This is a genomic window from Ancylobacter tetraedralis (assembly GCF_014195655.1).
GTDB lineage: Bacteria > Pseudomonadota > Alphaproteobacteria > Rhizobiales > Xanthobacteraceae > Ancylobacter > Ancylobacter tetraedralis.
In genome coordinates this window covers 1-18,110 of record NZ_JACICD010000004.1, presented here as the reverse complement: position 1 = coordinate 18,110, position 18,110 = coordinate 1, and the positions used below count along the sequence as shown (strand labels likewise).

The 18,110-nt window shown below is 67.3% G+C and carries 16 protein-coding genes and 1 pseudogene; 3 read left to right on the top strand and 14 right to left on the bottom strand.

The annotated features are described in order from the left end of the window. Nucleotides 1-12 precede the first annotated feature (12 nt). The 11 genes from FHS55_RS11135 to FHS55_RS11085 form a co-directional block, all read right to left on the bottom strand. Nucleotides 13-1,053 (bottom strand): zinc-dependent alcohol dehydrogenase family protein, encoded by a 1,041-nt coding sequence (locus tag FHS55_RS11135; RefSeq protein WP_183189842.1) that lies wholly within the window; start codon nt 1,051-1,053, stop codon nt 13-15. Between the two features lie 354 nt (nt 1,054-1,407). Beyond that, on the bottom strand, nt 1,408-2,169 hold the full coding sequence (locus tag FHS55_RS11130) for an SDR family NAD(P)-dependent oxidoreductase (protein WP_183189841.1): 762 nt from the start codon (nt 2,167-2,169) through the stop codon (nt 1,408-1,410). Then, entirely contained in the window at nt 2,166-3,476 is a 1,311-nt protein-coding gene (gene hisD, locus FHS55_RS11125; protein ID WP_183189840.1) for a histidinol dehydrogenase, read from the bottom strand. Before hisD ends, FHS55_RS11130 begins: the two co-directional genes overlap by 4 nt. A 53-nt stretch (nt 3,477-3,529) precedes the next feature. Further along, entirely contained in the window at nt 3,530-4,486 is a 957-nt protein-coding gene (locus tag FHS55_RS11120) for a 3-hydroxyacyl-CoA dehydrogenase (RefSeq protein WP_183189839.1), read from the bottom strand. Beyond that, the gene (locus tag FHS55_RS11115; RefSeq protein ID WP_183189838.1) at nt 4,483-5,373 is read right to left on the bottom strand and encodes an N-acyl homoserine lactonase family protein; all 891 of its coding nucleotides are present in this window, start codon (nt 5,371-5,373) and stop codon (nt 4,483-4,485) included. The genes FHS55_RS11120 and FHS55_RS11115 overlap by 4 nt, the downstream gene beginning before the upstream one ends. Nucleotides 5,374-5,417: 44 nt before the next feature. Next, nucleotides 5,418-5,972: a hypothetical protein gene (locus FHS55_RS11110; RefSeq protein WP_183189837.1), complete on the bottom strand. Its 555-nt coding sequence runs from the start codon at nt 5,970-5,972 to the stop codon at nt 5,418-5,420. Beyond that, on the bottom strand, nt 5,969-7,012 hold the full coding sequence (locus tag FHS55_RS11105; protein ID WP_183189836.1) for a LacI family DNA-binding transcriptional regulator: 1,044 nt from the start codon (nt 7,010-7,012) through the stop codon (nt 5,969-5,971). The genes FHS55_RS11110 and FHS55_RS11105 overlap by 4 nt, the downstream gene beginning before the upstream one ends. 160 nt (nt 7,013-7,172) lie before the next feature. After that, the gene (locus FHS55_RS11100; protein WP_183189835.1) at nt 7,173-8,396 is read right to left on the bottom strand and encodes a sugar ABC transporter substrate-binding protein; all 1,224 of its coding nucleotides are present in this window, start codon (nt 8,394-8,396) and stop codon (nt 7,173-7,175) included. A 56-nt stretch (nt 8,397-8,452) separates the two neighbouring features. Next, a complete protein-coding gene (locus FHS55_RS11095) occupies nt 8,453-9,478 on the bottom strand; it encodes an ABC transporter permease (protein ID WP_183189834.1) in 1,026 nt (341 codons plus the stop codon). Beyond that, nucleotides 9,475-10,485: an ABC transporter permease gene (locus tag FHS55_RS11090; protein WP_183189833.1), complete on the bottom strand. Its 1,011-nt coding sequence runs from the start codon at nt 10,483-10,485 to the stop codon at nt 9,475-9,477. The genes FHS55_RS11095 and FHS55_RS11090 overlap by 4 nt, the downstream gene beginning before the upstream one ends. Then, nucleotides 10,482-12,092, bottom strand: coding sequence for a sugar ABC transporter ATP-binding protein (locus FHS55_RS11085; protein WP_183189832.1), 1,611 nt, complete (start codon nt 12,090-12,092; stop codon nt 10,482-10,484). The genes FHS55_RS11090 and FHS55_RS11085 overlap by 4 nt, the downstream gene beginning before the upstream one ends. 471 nt (nt 12,093-12,563) lie before the next feature. On the opposite strand from FHS55_RS11085, the gene FHS55_RS11080 reads away from it, so the two are divergent. The 3 genes from FHS55_RS11080 (at nt 12,564) to pdxA (ending at nt 15,600) form a co-directional block, all read left to right on the top strand. Further along, entirely contained in the window at nt 12,564-13,427 is an 864-nt protein-coding gene (locus FHS55_RS11080; RefSeq protein WP_183189831.1) for a DeoR/GlpR family DNA-binding transcription regulator, read from the top strand. A 1-nt stretch (nt 13,428) separates the two neighbouring features. Then, the gene (locus FHS55_RS11075; protein ID WP_246340119.1) at nt 13,429-14,508 is read left to right on the top strand and encodes a four-carbon acid sugar kinase family protein; all 1,080 of its coding nucleotides are present in this window, start codon (nt 13,429-13,431) and stop codon (nt 14,506-14,508) included. A 69-nt stretch (nt 14,509-14,577) separates the two neighbouring features. Continuing rightward, on the top strand, nt 14,578-15,600 hold the full coding sequence (gene pdxA / locus FHS55_RS11070) for a 4-hydroxythreonine-4-phosphate dehydrogenase PdxA (protein WP_183189829.1): 1,023 nt from the start codon (nt 14,578-14,580) through the stop codon (nt 15,598-15,600). A gap of 50 nt (nt 15,601-15,650) precedes the next feature. Here the strand turns inward: pdxA and FHS55_RS23455 are convergent. The 3 genes and pseudogenes from FHS55_RS23455 to bamA all read right to left on the bottom strand — a co-directional run. Continuing rightward, a pseudogene (locus FHS55_RS23455) lies at nt 15,651-15,845 on the bottom strand (DDE-type integrase/transposase/recombinase); the annotation flags it as partial. 260 nt (nt 15,846-16,105) lie between these two features. After that, nucleotides 16,106-16,249, bottom strand: a complete 144-nt coding sequence (locus tag FHS55_RS11065; RefSeq protein ID WP_183189828.1) for a hypothetical protein — start codon at nt 16,247-16,249, stop codon at nt 16,106-16,108. A gap of 7 nt (nt 16,250-16,256) precedes the next feature. Beyond that, a partial coding sequence (gene bamA / locus FHS55_RS11060) for an outer membrane protein assembly factor BamA (protein ID WP_183189827.1) occupies nt 16,257-18,110 on the bottom strand: 1,854 nt, incomplete at its 5' end.

The window sequence follows — 18,110 nt, the reverse complement described above, 5'->3', positions numbered from 1 at the left end:
CAGGACGCGCGCTCAGAAGCGGTCGACGACCGTGACGCCCGTGCCGTCGAAACGGTCCATCGTGGTCAGCGCGGCGATCGATTCCTCCAGCGTGATCCGCCGGCCGATGAGGCGCTGCGGCGTCAAGGTGCCGGCGCGGATCATCGCCAGCATGTCGCCATAGCGATGCGCCTGCATGCCGTGGCTGCCGAGGATCTCCAGTTCCCTGGCGATCACCTGCGCCATGGGAATGGGCGGGGCGGCCTGATCGGCGAGCAGCAGGCCGACCTGGATGTGTCGCCCGCGTTTGCGCAGGTTCGCCACCGAGTTGAAACAGGTCTGCGGGTGTCCCAGCGCGTCGAGCGAGACATGCGCGCCGCCCTGGGTGACGTCCATCACCGCCGCCGCCACATCGCCGACCCGCGCGGCGTTGATGACGACTTGCGCGCCCATCTCGCGGGCGAACGCCAGCTTCTCGTCGGAAATATCCACCGCCACGACATTGGCACCCAGCGATGCGGCGATCATGATCGCCGACAGGCCGACACCGCCGCAGCCATGCACCGCCACCCACTGGCCGGCCGTGGTGCGTCCCTGGTCCACCACCGCGCGGAACGAGGTGACGAACCGGCAACCCAGCGTGGCGGCGGTGACGAAATCGATCTCTTCCGGCAGACGCACCAGATTGAGGTCGGCCTGGTCGAGCCGGACATACTCGGCGAACGACCCCCAATGGGTGAAGCCGGGCTGGAACTGGTGGTCGCACACCTGCTGATGGCCGGCATGGCATTGCGGGCACGCGCCGCAGCCGGCCACGAAGGGCACCGTCACCCGGTCGCCCACACGGAAGCGGATGACGCGGCGCCCCACCGCGACGATGGTGCCGGCCAGTTCATGGCCGGGCACATGCGGCAGGCGGATGTCGGGATCATGCCCCACCCAGCCGTGCCAGTCGCTGCGGCAGACGCCCGTCGCTTCGACCTTGACCACCACGCCATGCGGCTCCGGCGTAGGATCGGGAACGACCCGGATTTCCGGGGCCTGTCCGAAGGCTTCATAGACAACGGCTTTCATGATGCGCGCACCCTCGGGATCCGGCTGCCCCGGCGTGCCGGCATCTGCGCGGCACGGCCAAGGCGAATGTGATCACATCGGAGCATGCCGCCCGCGCGCCGGCAAGGGCCTCGTCACCTAAGAATACCAGCGGCGCCGCGAGCCCCTCACTCGGCCGGCACGAGCCCTGGGACGCCTTGGCCTGCCCTGGAACGCCTTGGCCTTAGGAGCAAAGGCGGGCCAGCCGGCACCCGCGCCGGCCGACCGCGTTCCGGAAGGGTGCCCCCGGGAGAGAACCGGTGCCCGGGTTGTTCTGGCGCCCCGGTGTCTATGTCAGGCGATGGGCATGGATCGCGGCGGGACGATCCGCACGGCTCACAGCGCCGTCCACCCTCCATCCAGCATCAGCGCGCTGCCTGTCATGAGCGACGCGCAATCGCTGGCGAGGAACACCGCCGCCGCCGCCACCTCCTCCACCTGCCCTATGCGGCCCAGCGGGATCTTCGCCAGCACCTCCGCGCGGAACACCGGGTCGCGGAAATAGGGCTCCGTCATCGGCGTCTCGACAAAGGTCGGGCATATGGTGTTGACGCGGATGCGGTGCGGCGCAAGTTCCACCGCCAGCGCCTTGGTGAAGCCCTCGATGCCCCATTTCGAGGCGCAGTAGAGCGTGCGGTTGGCCGCCCCGACATGGCCCATCTGCGACGACATGTTGATCACCGAGCCGCCGCGCCCCGCCTCGATCATCCGGGCGGTGACGGCCTTGGCCGCGAACACGGCGCTGCGCAGGTTCAGCCCCAGCACGGCGTCGTAATCCTCCACCGTCACCTGCGCGAGGGGCTTCGGCCGGTTCGTGCCGGCATTGTTGACGAACACGTCGAAGGCAGGGCGCGCCGCGACGAGCGCGGCGAACCCCTCCACATCGGTGACGTCGGCCGGCAACACCTCGGCCTTGAGGCCCTGATCCCGCAGGTCCTCGGCCGCCGCGCCGATCTCGCCCGCCGAGCGGGCGCAGAGCGTGACCTCCGCGCCCGAGGCGGCACAGGACTGCGCGATGGCGAGGCCTATGCCCCGCCCCGCGCCTGTCACCAGGACCCGTTTTCCATCAAGCCGGAACGAGGGCGCGGCGGCGCTCATTCCGCCGCCTCGCCATAGGGCACGTTCTTGTGGCCATAGCGGCGCACGCGCACATTGCACTGCTCGGCATGGCCGACGAAGCCTTCCAGCAGGCACAGCCGCGAGCCATAGGCGCCGATCATCGCCGCCGCCTCGTCGGTGGTGATCCTCTGGTAGCTGTGCGTCTTGAGGAACTTGCCCACCCAGAGGCCGCCCGTGTAGCGCCCGGCCTTGTGGGTCGGCAGCGTGTGGTTGGTGCCGATCACCTTGTCGCCATTGGCGACATTGGTGCGGGCCCCGAGGAACAGCGCGCCATAGGAGTGCATGTTGGCGAGATACCAGTCGTCGCGGTCGGTCATCACCTGCACATGCTCGGAGGCGATGTCGTTGGCGACGGCGAGCATCTCCTCATGGCTGTCGCACAGGATCACCTCGCCGTAATCGGCCCAGGATTTCGTCGCCGTGTCGGCGGTCGGCAGCAGCGCCAGCAGACGGTCGATCTCGGCCAGCGTGTCCTCGGCGAGGCGGCGGCTATTGGTGACGAGCACGGCGGGCGAGTTGTAGCCATGCTCGGCCTGCCCGAGCAGGTCGGTGGCGCAGATCTCGCCATCCACCGTGTCGTCGGCGATCACCATGGTCTCGGTCGGGCCGGCGAACAGGTCGATGCCGACGCGGCCATAGAGCTGGCGCTTGGCTTCGGCGACATAGGCATTGCCCGGCCCGACCAGCATGTCGACGGGGGCGATGGTTTCCGTCCCGATCGCCAGCGCGCCGACGGCCTGGATACCGCCCATCACATAGATCTCATGCGCGCCGCCCAGATGCATGGCGGCGATCACCGCCGGGTTCGGCTCGCCCTTGAAGGGCGGGGTGGCGGCGGCGATGCGCGGCACGCCGGCGACCGCGGCGGTCAGCACCGACATATGGGCCGAGGCGACCATCGGGAACTTGCCGCCCGGCACATAGCAGCCGACCGATTGCACCGGGATGTTCTTGTGGCCGAGGATGACGCCGGGCAGCGTCTCGATCTCGATATCGGTCATCGAATTGCGCTGGGCCTGCGCAAAATTGCGCACCTGCGCCTGCGCGAAGCGAATGTCTTCCATGTCCCGCGTCGAAACCCGCGCCATCAGCGCCTCGATCTCGCCCGGGGTCAGACGGAAGGCCGGCGGCGAATAGCGATCGAACTTCTCCGACAGCTCGCGCACCGCCGCGTCGCCGCGCTGCTCGATGTCGGCAAGGATGGTCTCGACCGTTTCGCGAACCTTGCGGTCGTCCTGCGAGCGCTCCTCGGAGGGCTTGCCGCGCTTCAGATGGGTTACGGCCATGGTGCTGGTCCTTACGTTTACGTGTGTCTCGAAAGCGAGAAGAGCCGGATGGGCTAGGGAGCGAGGCCGCCGGCCTTCTTGAAGGCGGCAATGCCGGTGAGTGCGCGGTCGCGCCAGGCGCGACGGGCCGCGAGTTCCGCTTCCGGAAGCGCCTCGCGGCGCTCCTCGCCGGCCCGGCGGATCGTCTCTTCCGGCCAGGCGCGCGGCGTGCGGCTCTGGGCCATGGCGTGGTACATGCCCCCGAGCCGGGCGGCGTAGTCGACAATGCCGCCGGGCGCGTTCAGGTCGATGGTCTCGAACGGTCCCATGAAGGCCCAGCGCAGGCCGAGCCCGTGGGCGATGGTCGCGTCAATGTCGGCGAGGCCGGCATAGCCCTCATCATAAAGCGCCCAGGCCTCGTTCAGCAGCGCGCCCTGCAGGCGGTTCAGGATGAAGCCGTCAATCTCGCGGGAGAGCGTTACCGGCACCTGCCCGACCGCCTGCATCAACTCGCGCGCGCCGGCCAGCGCCTCGGCCTCGGTCCACGGCGCGGGCACCAGTTCGACCACCGGGACGAGATGCGGCGGGTTGACCGGATGAGCGATGAGGAAGCGCCCACGATGGGCGCAGTCCTGCGTGAAGCGCGAAGCGGGAATGCCGGAGGAGGACGAACCGACAATGGCATTGGGTGCCATGACGGCATCGATGGCGCGGGAGATCTCGCTCTTCACATCCACCCGCTCGAACACCGATTCCTGGATATAGGTGGCGCCGTCCAGCGCCGCCTCCAGCGTGTCGACCACATGCAGCCGCGCCATGACCGCCTCGACATCCTCGATCAGGCCAACTGCGGCCAGCGCGGACGCACTCTCCCGCGCCCAGGGCAGGATGCCGGCGCGCACTTCGGCAACGGGGTCGTAGACCTGCACCCGCAATCCGGCGCGGGCAAAGACCAGCGCCCAGCCGGAGCCGACCAGACCGGCGCCGACAATGGCGACAGGGTGGGCCGTGTCAGGTGCCGGGCGCGTCATGCCGACACCTTCGAGCTCTCGCCATCGGCAAGGCAGATCTCGGTGATGCGCAGGCCGTCCTTGGTGATGCGGGAGGGGAAGGTGTCGCGCAGCCGCTCCTCATGCACCGGGATGACGCGGTGGGAATCGTAGCCCACCTGCTTCATCATCGCCTCGGTGGCGAGCACCAGATTGGTCTGGCTGCCGACCGCGAGGCCGACCGGCGTGTAGACTTCCTTCTCGTCCACGGCCGCGCCGGGCCCGTGGATGTTGTCGAAGACATAGACGAGGTCGCCCGCGAGCACCCAGGTGTCCTGCGACTGGGCCTGCCCATCATTGCGCACCGTCACCCACATCGAGCCCCAGGTGTGGCTGTCATCGGCGGCGTGGAGGTCGATGCCGGGCAGCACGTCGCTCACGGCACCGTTGACCGTGACGAGACGCTTCTGCCGGGCGAGATCGGCGCCGCGCACGATGTCGCCGGGATCGACCGCCACCATCATCCAGCGCAGCCGGTCGGGCAGCGACATCGCCCAGACCCATTTCGCGATCTCGCGCTCCTGGATGTAGAACTTCGCGTTCGGGAAGTCCTCGACATTGCCGAAATGGTCGAAATGCGCGTGGGTAATGAAGCAGGTATCGACCTCTTCCGGCTTCACGCCGATTTCGGCCAGAACCGTGGTGGGGCTGCGCCAGTTCTCCACGCCGAAGCGATCGCCCAGAACCTTGCCGTAATCCTTGTCGTTGTAGCCGACATCGACCATGGCGATGTGATCGCGGCCCTTGATGACGACATAGCAGTAGGGAAGCTTCACGAAACCCTGGTTATGCGCGCCGTAGAGCACGCCGCTCTTGTGATAGTTCTTGACGTAGGAATATTCGCACACCCAGATCGAATAGTCGGACATGGCTCGTTTCCTTCCTTTTCGGCTTTGTTCTTAGATCCGGCGGTTCAGCGCCCGCAGGAGCAACAGGCATGGGAGAGATCCACCATGGCGAGCCCTGCTTTCTCGGCGGTGGCCGCGCTCAGATGGGCGTAGGCCCGCCGCACATGGCGGGAGATGACGTCGAAGGCGGCCTCGTTATCGCCGCGCGGGCGAAGCTCAGAGAACGTTCCCAGCGCAAGGCCGGAAAAAGCGTGCGCGGCCACGATCTGCTCGCGATGCGGGGCGAGCGCGTCGGGGGCGGTGAGCGCCGCGATCCGCTCGCCCGCCGCGGTCCAGCGCTGCCGGCAGCTCTCCAGTTCGGCGAGGCTGGAGACGTCCGAGGAGGCGGTGAGCTGCGCCAGGATCATCAGCCCGGCCAGCTGCCCGACGACGCGGCGCAGATCCTCGAAGACCGGACGGCAGGCGTCGGCGTAGCGGCCGCTCGTTTCCGAACCAAGCCTCAGGGCGAGATCGTCCGGGCCCATGACCTGCGCCGGCAGCGGACCATCGGCGAACAGCGCGCAGTCCGGGCGGTGCACGGTGGTCAGGCGATCGAAAAGAGTGTGTCGCTGCAGCGTCATGCCGTTTCTCCATCGCGCCGGCGCGTCGTGTGGCGCTCGATCAGCCGTCCCGGCGGCAGCCGCAGGATGTGCGGATCCTTCTGGCGATCGACGGCCAGATCGCGGGCGAGACGGACGGTCGCCGCCATCATCCCGTCCAGCGGCTGTGCCACCGTCGTCAGTTGGTGAGAGGGCCAGCCCGCCATGGTGATGTCGTCGAAGCCGACCACCGAGAGGTCGTCCGGCACGCGGAGCCGGCCGCTTTCCTGCACCCCGGCGATGAAGCCGATGGCGACGATGTCATTGGCGCAGAACACGCCATCAATCGGGCGCCCGGCCCTCTCCGCCTCAAGTCCGGCGGCATAGCCGGCCTCGTAGCTGAAGCGGCCGGCCTCGATCACGATCGGGCGCTCGAAGCCGCGCTCCTCCGCCCGCCGGCAGAAGCCCCGGTGCCGCTCCACATTGGTGGAGGCGCCGGGAAAGGCCGAGATATAGGCGAGGTGCTTGTGGCCGCTCGCGATGAGGTGATCGGCCACCAGCCGGCCGCCGGCTTCGTTGTCGCAGGTCACGCCAAAACCGAGGCCGTCGGCGGACAGGCGGTTGAAGAAGATGCACGGCGCCCCGGCGCCCTCGCATTTCTCGCGGGCGTGCGAGGCCATGTTGGCAGCGAGCACGATGACGAGGTCGGGCTGGTAGGTCAGCAGCAGGTCGACCGCATCGTCGATCTTCTCCGGCTGGTTGGCCGCGGCGAGCATGACATTCATGCCCGCCTCCTGCAGCATCGCCGTCATCTCGGTCATGACTTCGGGGTAGAACGGGTTGGTCAGGTCGGAGACGACCATGCCCACGATCTGGGTCTTCTTGGTGATCAGGCTCTGGGCGAAGGGATTGGGACGATAGCCGAGCGCGGCGGCGCGTTCCAGCACCAGCCGGCGCGTCTGCGAGGCGACGACCGCGTCCGGGTAGAAGGCCCGCGAGACCGTCGAGACGGACATGCCGAGATCGCGGGCAAGATCCTTCACGGTCACCCGGCGTCCCTTGTCTCGTTGCGCGTCGCTCAAGGCCTGTCTCCTGTCTCGCCACCGCCGGCGGTGCTGTCGGGTCCGTTGCGGGAGGAAAGCAGATTCGTTCGCAGCCGGGATATCGCGATACCCCGACCGGGCATCGGGCCGCCCGGCACCGAAGAGCGCCGGGCGGCAGGTCGTGTCGGCTCGCGCCGCCTCACTTCACCGTCGATTGCACCTTGGTGAGCTTGTACTGGTCCTTGGCGGCCTCGCAGCGGGCGCAATTGATGCCCGGCTCATTGGCCGCCTTGACGATCTCGGCCGGCAGCGGCTGGATCGTCGCGCCCTTCACCGGCGTGCCGTTCAGGGCGGAGTCGATGTTCACCTCCGGCAGCAGCACGGGATTGAGCACCTCGGTGACGAAGGAGGACGGCACGCGGTCCTTCGGGAAGACGTTGCAGCCATTCTCGAACGTGTCGCCCGAGCAGACCTTCACCTTGTCGGCGGGAACCCACGGCAGCGGGTATTCGATATTGGTGGGCTTGAGCTCGCGCTTGCCGGTGAGGATTTCCATCATCAGCTTGAAGGCATAGCCCGACTGCGCCGGCGGCGAGCCGGCCGAGACGCCGGTCAGCCCCTTGGCCTGCATGGCCGGATCGGCGAGGGCGAGGCGGAAGCCGTTGGAGTTCTCGCCGGTGAGCGGCACGAGATTTCCGCCCTTGTCGAGCAGCGCCTGGATGGCGCCATATTCGCCCGCCTGCGCCCAGATGCCCTGGACGTCGGGATGCGCGGCGAGCGCCTTGGCGGTTTCCTGCTGGGTCGTGCGGTCGTCCCAGAACGAGTAATATTCGGACACCACCTCGATGCCGGGATATTTGGCGAAGATGTGCTTGGCGCCGTCGGTGTGGCGCTGGTCGACCGAGTTGCCGGGCACGCCGCGTGACAGGAAGATCTTGCCCTTGCCATTGAGCGCGTTCACCAGAGCCTGCGCCGAGTTCTCGCCGAAGCCGGAGGAGAGATAGCTGACATTGTAGGCGCAGTTCTCGGTCACGGTGGCGTCGTACATGAAGAACAGCACGCCCTGCTCGCAGCCGCGCTTGATGGTGCGGTTGAGCGCGGTGGCGGAGATCGGGAAGCTGACAATGCCGTCGGCGCCGGAGTCGATCATGCTCTCATAGGCGGAGATCTGCGCCTGCGGATCGGCGCCGGAGATGACCTCCTTCAGCTCGACCAGGTCGTTATAGGGCGGGGTGGCCGCCAGCGCCTTGACGATATTGGCCGCCTCGGACTGCCAGGCATTTCCCGAATAGCTGAGGCTCAGGTAGATCTTGTACTTCTTGCCGTCCTTGGGGGCCCCGGCCTCGGCGGGCTGGATGGCCCCCAGGCAGGCCGCGCCGAGCAGCAGGGCAGCGGTCGCGGTCTTGAGCAGCGTCGATATCATCGTCGTTTCCTCCTGAGATGTGCGTTGTTCTTGTGGTTCGTCTCGCTCGCCCGGGCTCAACGCCAGAGCGAGCCGAGTTTCTGGAAAAGCTCCTCGCGCAGCAGCAGCAGCGCGGTGAGAACGATCGCCCCCTCGATAATGGTGCGCAGGCCGAATTCGAGGCCGATGGCGGAGATGATGGTGCCGAGCGTGGTCAGCAGGATCGCCCCGCCCACCGTGCCGAGAAACGTGCCGCGCCCGCCGAGGATCGAGGAGCCGCCGATCACCACCGCGGCGATGGAAGGCAAGAGGTAGCTGTCGCCCATGCGCAGCGTGGCGCCGCTGGAATAGCCGACCAGCATCAGGCCGGCGAAACCGGCGCTCACCGCGCTGATCACATAGGGCAGGATACGCATCGCCGTGACCGGGGCGCCGGCAATGCGGGCGGCCTCCACATTGGTGCCGATGGCATAGAGATAGCGCCCATAGATCGAGCGGCTCTGGAACAGCCAGCCCAGCAGCACGAAGGCGACGAGGAACAGCACGGGTGCAGGCAGGCCGAGCAGATGGCCCTTCATCAGCGCCACTGCCGCGTCGGGCGCCGCGCCACGGGGGGTGCCCTTGGTGTAGCCCAGCAGCAGCGAGGACACGATGATCGACATGGCCAGCGTCATGATGAAGGGCGGCACCTTCAGCCAGACGATGCCGGCGGCGGAGAGAAAGCCGACGCACCCGCAGACCAGCAGCACCAGCGGCAGCAGATACCAGGCGCCGGGGTCGCTCGCCCCGACCCAGTTGGTGGCGAGAATGCCCCCCAGCGTCGCCACCGCCGGCAGCGAGAGATCGAGCCCGCCGGTGAGGATCACCAGCCCCTGCCCGAAGGACAGCACCACCAGGAAGGAGCCCAGCACCAGCACCGTCTCGACCTGCGACCAGGAGCCGAGCGAGGGGCTGATGAAGCGCGCGCCGACAAGCAGCGCCACGCACAGGATGGCCACCGCGAGGGTGCTGACGGTCTCGGCGCTGATGCGGGCACTGCGCCGCGTGTCGCCGCTCTGCTGGAAGCGGGCCTGCGAGGTCGGGTTCTCGTTCATGACTGTCATTTCCGCTCTCCGATGCGGGTCAGCAGGCCGCTGAAGACCACCGCCACGATCAGCACCACGCCCTGGAACAGGCCGGTGTAGAAGGAGGAGACGCCGCTGGAGAACAGCACCTTCTGCAACAGGGTGAGCGTCGCCGCGCCCATTACCGAGGCGAACAATCCGCCACGTCCGCCGCTCAGCGAGGTGCCGCCCAGCGCCACCGCCGCGAAGGAGAGCAGCAGCAGTGGCGCGCCGGAATTGGGATTGCCGGTCGCCGTCTGCGCGCTCAGCATCAGCCCGGCGAGGCCGTAGAGCATGCCGGCCATGACGAAGGTGAGGAAGCGGGTGCGCCGCACATTGACGCCGGAGAGCGCGGCGGCCGGCTCATCGGCGCCGATGGCATAGAGTGCGACACCATAATCGGTGCGCCGCACCAGCAGCCACAGCCCAACTACCGCCGCAACAGCCAGCCCCGAGACCGGCACGGCGCCCCACAGCCGCCCCGTCAGCTCGTCGGCGATCCATTCCGAGACATAGCCGCCCGGCGCATTGAGGATCACCAGCGCGATGCCCTGGCAGATGATCATTGTCGCCAGCGTGGCGGCGATGGACTGGAGCCGAAGATAGGCCACCAGCCAGCCATTCACCGCCCCGACGGCACCGCCAATGGCGAGGCAGAGCAGCATCGAGACCAGAGCCCCGCCCGGCCCCTCCAGGGGATAGACGGCGAGCACGACATTGCAGAGCGAGATCACGCCGGCGATCGAGAGGTCGAAGCCCCGGCTCAGCACCACCAGCGTCTGGCCGGCGGCGGCCAGCGCCAGCGGTGCCGTGTTGTTCATCAGCGCCGCGATGGCATAGGCGTCCAGAGCACGCGGCTGCTGATAGGCGTAGAGCGCGTAGAGCAGCACATAGAGCCCGAGGATCAGGCCGGCGCCCTGCGTCAGACGCCAGAGCCGGTGACGGGGGGCCGGGCCGGAGCGGGCGGCGGGAAGGGCGGCGGCGGACGTGGTTGCGATATCGCTCATCGGGCGCTCTCCGCGACGGCGTGAACGGGACCGGCGGAGGAGACGGACGAGTGGCCGGCCGGCGGGCGCGTGCCATGGCCGATCATCGCCGCCACCAGCTTCTGCTCGGCGATGTCGGCGCCTTCCAGTTCGCCGAATACCTGTCCGCCATAGAGAACCAGGCAGCGGTCGGCCAGCTGGACGATTTCCGGCAGTTCCGAGGAATAGAACAGCACCGAGCCACCGCCCTCGGCGAAGGCGCGGATGGCGGCATAGATGGATTCCTTTGTGCCGACATCGACGCCGCGCGTGGGGTCGAACAGCAGCAGGGTGCGCGCGCCGGTGGCCAGCGTGCGCGCCATCAGTGCCTTCTGCTGATTGCCGCCGGACAGGTCGCCAATGGCGAAGCCGAGATAGCGCGGGCTCAGCGCCACGTTCTGCGCCGCCGGCAGCGCCGCCCTCTCCTCGTCGCGCCGGCCGATCAGGCCCGCCCGGCCGACACGCGGCAGAAAGGGCAGCACCACATTGGTGGCCGCCGACAGGCCCGCAAGGATGCCCTCGGTCTTGCGCTCCTCGGGGAGATAGCTGATGCCGGAGCCGCAGCGCAGCGCCGCGCGCGGGGTGCGATAGGCGGCCGCCTTGCCGTCGACGCGGATCCCTCCGCCGGTGGGCGTCTCCAGCCCGGCCAGCACGCGGAACAGCCCGCGCTGCCCCTGCCCTTCCAGCGCGGCGACGCCGAGAATCTCGCCTTCCCCGAGTTGGAAGCTCACACCGTGCAGCCCGTGTCCGGCCAGATCTTCGGCGGCGAGGCGCGGCGCGCTGGCCGTGCCCGCCACCCGCCCCGGCCGACGCGCATGCTCGACCCGGTGGCCGACCATCATCTCGAAAATGTCGCCATCGCTGGCGCTGCCGAGGCCCACCGTGCCGATGGAGCGGCCATTGCGCAGCACGGTGGCCGATGTGCAGATCTCCCGCACCTCGGCAAGACGGTGCGAGATGTAGAGAATGGCGACGCCGCGCGCGCGCGCCTTGCCGATCTGCTCGAACAGCCAGTCGGTTTCGGCAAGCGAGGCGGTCGGCTCGTCGAGGATCAGCACACGGCCGGCATTCTCGATGGCGCGGGCGATCTCGATGCGCTGGCGCTCGGCGAGCGGCAGGTCGCCGACACGCGCGGCGGGGTCGATGCGGCGGAGCGCATGACGCTCCAGGATGTCCGCACCGCGAGCGATCACCTGACGGGCGGAAATCAGCGGGCGCCCCGGCCGGGCCAGCGACGGCAGCAGGAAGTTCTGCGCCACGGTGAGATTGGGAACGAGGCTCAGTTCCTGAAAGGCGGTGGCGACCTCGCGCTGGCGCGCCTCGAGGATGGAGCGCGGCGCGTAGGTCTCGCCATGCAGCTGCATCTCGCCGCGATCGGGGATCACCGCGCCAGTGAAGATGCGCACGAGAGTGGATTTGCCAGCCCCGTTCTCGCCGAGGAGCGCGTGAACCTCACCGGCCCTGAGCGCAATGTCGGCATGCTCAAGAGCGACGGTCGCGCCATAGGACTTGCTGACGCCCGAGGCACGCATTTCACGAAACGAGGGTTGCCGCTCCCCGATATCGGGGCGGCCTGTGGCGTCCGTCATTCTTTCTTCCTCCCACGTGCCCGGAGCCGCTCCACTTGCGGGAACGTTCTCTGAGAACGTTCCCATTGTTGCCAATCTTTCTGATTTCGGTCAAGCGCACGCGCTCGGTTTTGTGGCTCGGGCGAAGGTGAGCACACCCGACATCCGCGCAAACCATTGATAATATTAGACGAAAAATCACAGGACATTTGATGCCCCCACCCCGACCTCGCCGGCATGGGGCCCGTGCGGCACTTTTCTTCCCACGGCAGGAGCCGCCGGTCGCAGGGCCGGGATCGTGGCGCGATTCCACGAGGTGGACGCGCGCGAACGGGAGATGACCCTGGCACGGCCGGTTTTCAGGATGGCTGCGAGCGTTGAACTCTCCGCAATAATTGTGGAAGAAAAATCCATCTCACGTCAAAATGTTTCATAATCGATCATTCCACACCGTGGAGCGACCCCCCATCCATGGTCGTACCGAGGGATTCCATGACCACGAGCGAACGGCAGGGCGACGGCGGCGAGGAGATGGCGCGCGGGCGTGTCGACATGATTCCCGCCAAGCGCCGGGCGCTCATCCTCGAACGCCTGAGGCGCGAGGGCGCGGCGGGCATCCAGGAACTGGCCGATGCCATCGGCGCGTCGCCATCGACCATCCGGCGCGACCTTGAGCATCTGGTGAAACAGGGCGCGCTGGAGCGCACCCATGGCGGCGCCCTGCTCCAGAGCACCGAGCGGGCCACGTTCGAACCGGATGCCGCCATCGCCGCACAATTACGGTGCCGGGAAAAAAACGCGATCGCCGCCGCCGTCGCTGATGAATTGCAGCCCGGGCAAAGCGTCATTTTCGACGCCAGCACGACGGTGCTCGCCGTGGCGCGCGCCGTCGTCACCCGCCACCTGCCCCTCACCGCCGTCACCAACAGCCTCGCCATCGCCCAGATACTGGCCGGCGCGCCGAATATTCACCTCGTCGTGCCCGGCGGCACGGTGCGGCAGGGTTCGCTGACGCTGGTGGGTCGCCCCGGTGAGGATTTCCTGCGGAGCCTCCACGCCGACATCGCCCTGCTCGGGACCCATGCCATTACCGGCCGAACGCTGACGGAGACGTCCCTGGAGGTGGCAACGATGAAGCAGGCGATGATCGCGGCGGCCCGGCGCGTCATCGTGCTCGCCGACAGCTCCAAATTCACCAGCCCGAGTTTCTGCACCATTTGCGATGTCTCGGACGTCCAGGAGATCGTCACGGATGACGGCGTCGATCTGGCCGTGCTGGCGGAACTGGCCGGAATGAATGTCGCCGTGCGTGTCATTCCCGTGCCCCGGCAGCCGCAGGACGGCCCTTGTGACTGAGATGCCGGGCGTGCGCATCCTTGCCGATGACCTGACCGGTGCGCTGGACAGCGCCGCGGCCTTTGCCACGCCCTTATCTCCCCTTCCGGTGCTGTGGCGTGCCGAGCATGGCCTGCCGGCCATGGCGGCCATCGATGCCGCCACGCGAGAGGTCGATGTCGACACGGCCGTTGCCCGGCAGGGCCGGTTCACGGATTGGCTACTCGCGGGCGAACCGGCCTTCAAGAAGATCGACAGCCTGATGCGCGGAAACTGGGCGGCGGAACTTGGCGCGCTCGCGGTGATGGCGGAAGGCCGGCGGCTCGTCGTCGCTCCGGCGTTTCCCTTCCAGGGCCGCGTCACCCGGGACGGTCGCCAGTGGAAGACGGATGCGGCCGAGCCGCTCGGTGGCGCGATTCACGCGGCGCTGCGCGATGCGGGGCTCATCCATGCCGATATCGGCGTGCATGATGCCGAGAGCGATGCGGATCTCGACGCCATCGTCACACGCGAGATGTCCGGTCACCGTCCCCGGCTCTGGGTCGGCACCGGCGGCCTCGCGGCGGCGCTTGCCCGGGCCCGGCCAGCGCCGGCGGTCCCGGCCAGCGCGCCCACGGGGAGCCCGCGCCATGATGCGCCCTTGCTCGCGCTCATCGGCTCGAACCACCCGGTGACACGAACGCAGATCGAGCGTGCCATGGCGCCGGACCCACGCCGGCATGTCCGGCTCTCGGCAAGCCCGTCCGACATCGACCGGGTTCTCGAACGTCTCGCCCGAGGCCAGTCCTGCATAGTCACCGTGGCCTTCGAGGGCCCCCGCGCCGATGCCGCTCTCGTCATTGCCGAACGGTTTTCCGGGCTGCTCGCCCGTTGCCCGTCACCGTGCACCCTGTTCGTGGCGGGCGGCGAAACACTGCGCGACGTCGCCGATGCCATCGGCGCCGACAGTCTCGCGGTGGAGGGCGCGCGGGAGCCCGGACTGGCCATGTCGCGCCTGCGCGCCGGGCGCTTCGACGGTGCCCGCGTTCTCTCGAAATCCGGTGCGTTCGGGCGTCCCGATCTGCTGCACGAGCTGTTCGAAGAGGCGTCGAGCGGCCGATAAAGATATTTATTGCGCGATTATGATCTATTTTGATATCGAATGGCGCATTCTGGGAAGAGGATGACGTTCATGGCTGCTCCGCGCCTTGCCATCACCATGGGAGACCCGGCCGGCATCGGGCCGGAAATCATCGTCAAGGCCGGCACCCACCTCGCCCCCCGCCTGGAGGCGGGCGAATTATCGCTGGTCGTCATCGGCAGCGTGGCCGCCCTGCGGTCGGCCGAGGCCATGCTGGCGGCAGCGCCGATCCCCGAAATCACCGACCCCGCGCAACCTCTCGCCCTGGCCATCCTGGAGGCCGGCCCCGAACGGGAACCGATCCGCGTCGGGCACATGAGCGCGGAGGGCGGCCGGCTGGCCTATCTCGCCATAGAGAAGGCGGTCCGCCTCGCCCAGTCCGGCACCGTCGCCGGCATCGTCACCGCGCCGCTGAACAAGGAGGCGCTGAATCTTGCCGGCTACGCCTATTCGGGCCACACCGACATGCTCGCCGACCTCACCGGGGCACGGGATTCCGTGATGATGCTGGCTCATGGCGACTTTCGCGTCAGCCATCTCTCGACCCATGTCGCGCTGGCGGACGTTCCCTCAAAACTCACGCCGGCGCGCCTGCGCCGCGTCATCGACCTGACGGCGGGCATGCTGCGCTCGCTCGGCATCCGCCATCCGCGCATCGGCGTCGCCGCCCTCAACCCCCATGCCGGCGAAGGCGGCATCTTCGGCCGCGAAGACATCGACGTGACGGCCCCGCTCGTCGCCAGCTATGAGGGCTCGGATATCACGGTGATCGGCCCGGTGCCCGGCGACACGATCTTCGTCAAGCTGCGCGGCCGCAGCTACGACGCCGTGGTCGCGATGTATCACGATCAGGGCCATATACCGGTGAAGCTTCTGGGCTTCGATGTCGACCCGGAAACCGGCGAGTGGAAGGCGCTTTCCGGCGTGAACATCACCCTCGGGCTGCCCATCATCCGCACCTCCGTCGATCATGGCACCGCCTTCGATATTGCGGGGAAGGGCATCGCCAAGGAGGAAAGCCTGATCGAGGCCATCGACTTCGCGCTTCGACTGGCACGCAATCCGGTGAGTTGAGCGCGCGCGCCGCGGAATGAGGACAGCATGCTCAATCCTGGCCGTGTTCGCTCGGCCCGGCGCTCGGTGTCGCGGAGGCTGACATATTGCGAGCCGCGGTCGCTATGGCGCACCAGGCCGCCGCGATGCACGGGCCGCCGCACGTGAAGGGCCGGCTCCAGCGCATCCAGCACGAAGCCGGCATGCGCGGTGCGGCTCGCCCGCCAGCCGACGATGCGGCGGGCATGGGCGTCGATCGCGTCAGCGCACATGCGGTGCAGTGCATTTGTCGCGTGGCGACGTAGACGAAGCCCGACGAGATGCAAAGCCGGGGCGGGTCAGAGTGGAGCGGCTGCCAATGCGAGCCGGGTCGGCTCTACTACGGCGTCCCTGAGGAGTTTGTCTTTAACGTCTGCGCCATCCTGTTTCCATGATGCTGGCCCCCCGCCGCAAATGAGAAATCACGGCGATGAAGCGCAGCCAGAATTCGCCGCACCGTGGCGATAGACGGATGTCGGAACCCTTCTCAGGCCATAAGCAATTCTTGAGTCCACGGATGGTTTTGGTCACGTTTCCCGCCAAGCGGGAAACGCATGCCGCCGCCGAATGGGCTGTTGAATTCCATCATAGCCGGCATGCGTTTCGCCACGCGCTTGTGCCAGCCGCCCATGGTCGGCTCAGAACTTCGTGCCGCCGCTGAAACGGAAAGACTGTGTCTGGTCGTAGTCTTCCTTCGTGAGCACCCAGGCATAGTCAAAGCGCAGCGGGCCGAAAGGCGACTTCCAGATCAGGCTGACGCCGACCGAGGAGCGGATGGAGTCGCTGTCGGCGACACACACATTCGCATAGCCCTTGGTCTTCGAGCCCGCGATGGCGGAGCAGTCCGTCAGGTTATCTTCCCAGCCGGATACATTAGTGAAGGTCGTCCCGCCCTCGTAGCCCCACAGCGAGCCGGCATCCGCGAAGACCGCACCCTTCATGCCCAGATCCTTCGGCAGGAAGGTCAGCGGGAACTGCATCTCGGCCGAAGTGCCCCAATAGAGGGTACCGCCCAGCGCATCCGGGTCGGACCCGTCGAGGCCGGAGGCGAGGTCGCGCGGACCGATGCCATTGGACGCGAAGCCGCGGACGATGTCCGGACCCTTGAAGAAGTTGTCGAGGATGCGCAAGTCGTCGCCACCCCACGAGGTGATGTTGCCTGCCTGACCGCGGAGCATGAGCACAACGTCTCCATAGACCGGGAAGTAGAACCGCGAATCGAAGGTGCTCTTGACGTAGTCGACGTCACCACCGAGACCGGCGAAATCCTGCTTCAGTTCGAGCAGATAGCCGTTGGTCGGATCGATGTTGTTGTCGAGCATGTTGTAGGTGAGCGTGTAGCCGACGGAAGAGGTGATGGACGCAACACCACTTACCTCCCGCAGGGCCCAGGACGGCGTCCCGTAGTCGGCAATCGTGTCCGCGTCGATCGTGATTTCCTTCTGGTACAGGCTGTAGCGCAGGCCCAGGGTCAACTCGTCGGTCAGCGGCAGCGATACGCGCAGCGTGCCGCCGCCCGTGGTCGTGTCATAGGGGCTCGAACTCGTCGCGCTGGTCACCTTGTAATAGAGGTCGAAGCCGGCGGCGACGCGGTAATCGAGGAAATACGGCTCGGTGAAGCTGAAATCGACACCCTGGGTGTTCTCGCCCAGCGTGCCGGCCAGACGCACATACTGGCCGCGGCCGAGGAAGTTCTTCTCCGAGATCGCCACTTCGCCGATGAGGCCGTCGTCGGTCGAGTAGCCACCCGAGATCGAGAAGTCACCCGTCGGCTGGTCGTCGACCTGAACCACCAGGATCACGCGATCCGGCGCGGTGCCGGGCTCGGTGGTGATCTTCACGTCCTTGAAGTAGCCGAGATTGCGCAGCCGCCGCTCGGCCCGGTCGATCAGCACGCGGTTATAGGCATCGCCCTCGGCGATGTCGAACTCGCGCCGGATGACCCAGTCGCGGGTGCGGGTGTTGCCGCGGATCTCGATGCGCTCGATATAGACGCGCGGCCCTTCCTCGACGGCGAATACCAGCGAGATGGTGCGGTTCTGCACGTTGCGATCGCCACGCGGCCGAACCTGGGCGAAGGCATAGCCGGCCTTCGACACTTCGATCGTCGCGTTCTCGACCGACTTCTCGACCAGCTCCGCGTTGTAGACCTGACCCTTCTGAACCCGCAGCGCCGCGCGGATAGTCGACGGATCCACATCCTTGATGCCGGAAACGACGTCCACCGAGCCGATCGTATATTGCGGGCCCTCGTCGATGACATAGGTCAGGATGAAGCCGTTCTTCGCGCGATCGAGATCGGCGGTCACGGAGATGATGCGGAAATCGGCGTAGCCGTGCTTCAGGTAGAAGCGGCGCAGCAGTTCCTGGTCCGAATTGATGCGGTCGACGTCATAGACGTCGGTGTTCTTGAGCCACGACAGCCAGTCGGTCTCGGTCGTGGTCATCTCCTCCTTCAACTTGTTGACGGAGAAGGCCTTGTTACCCACGAA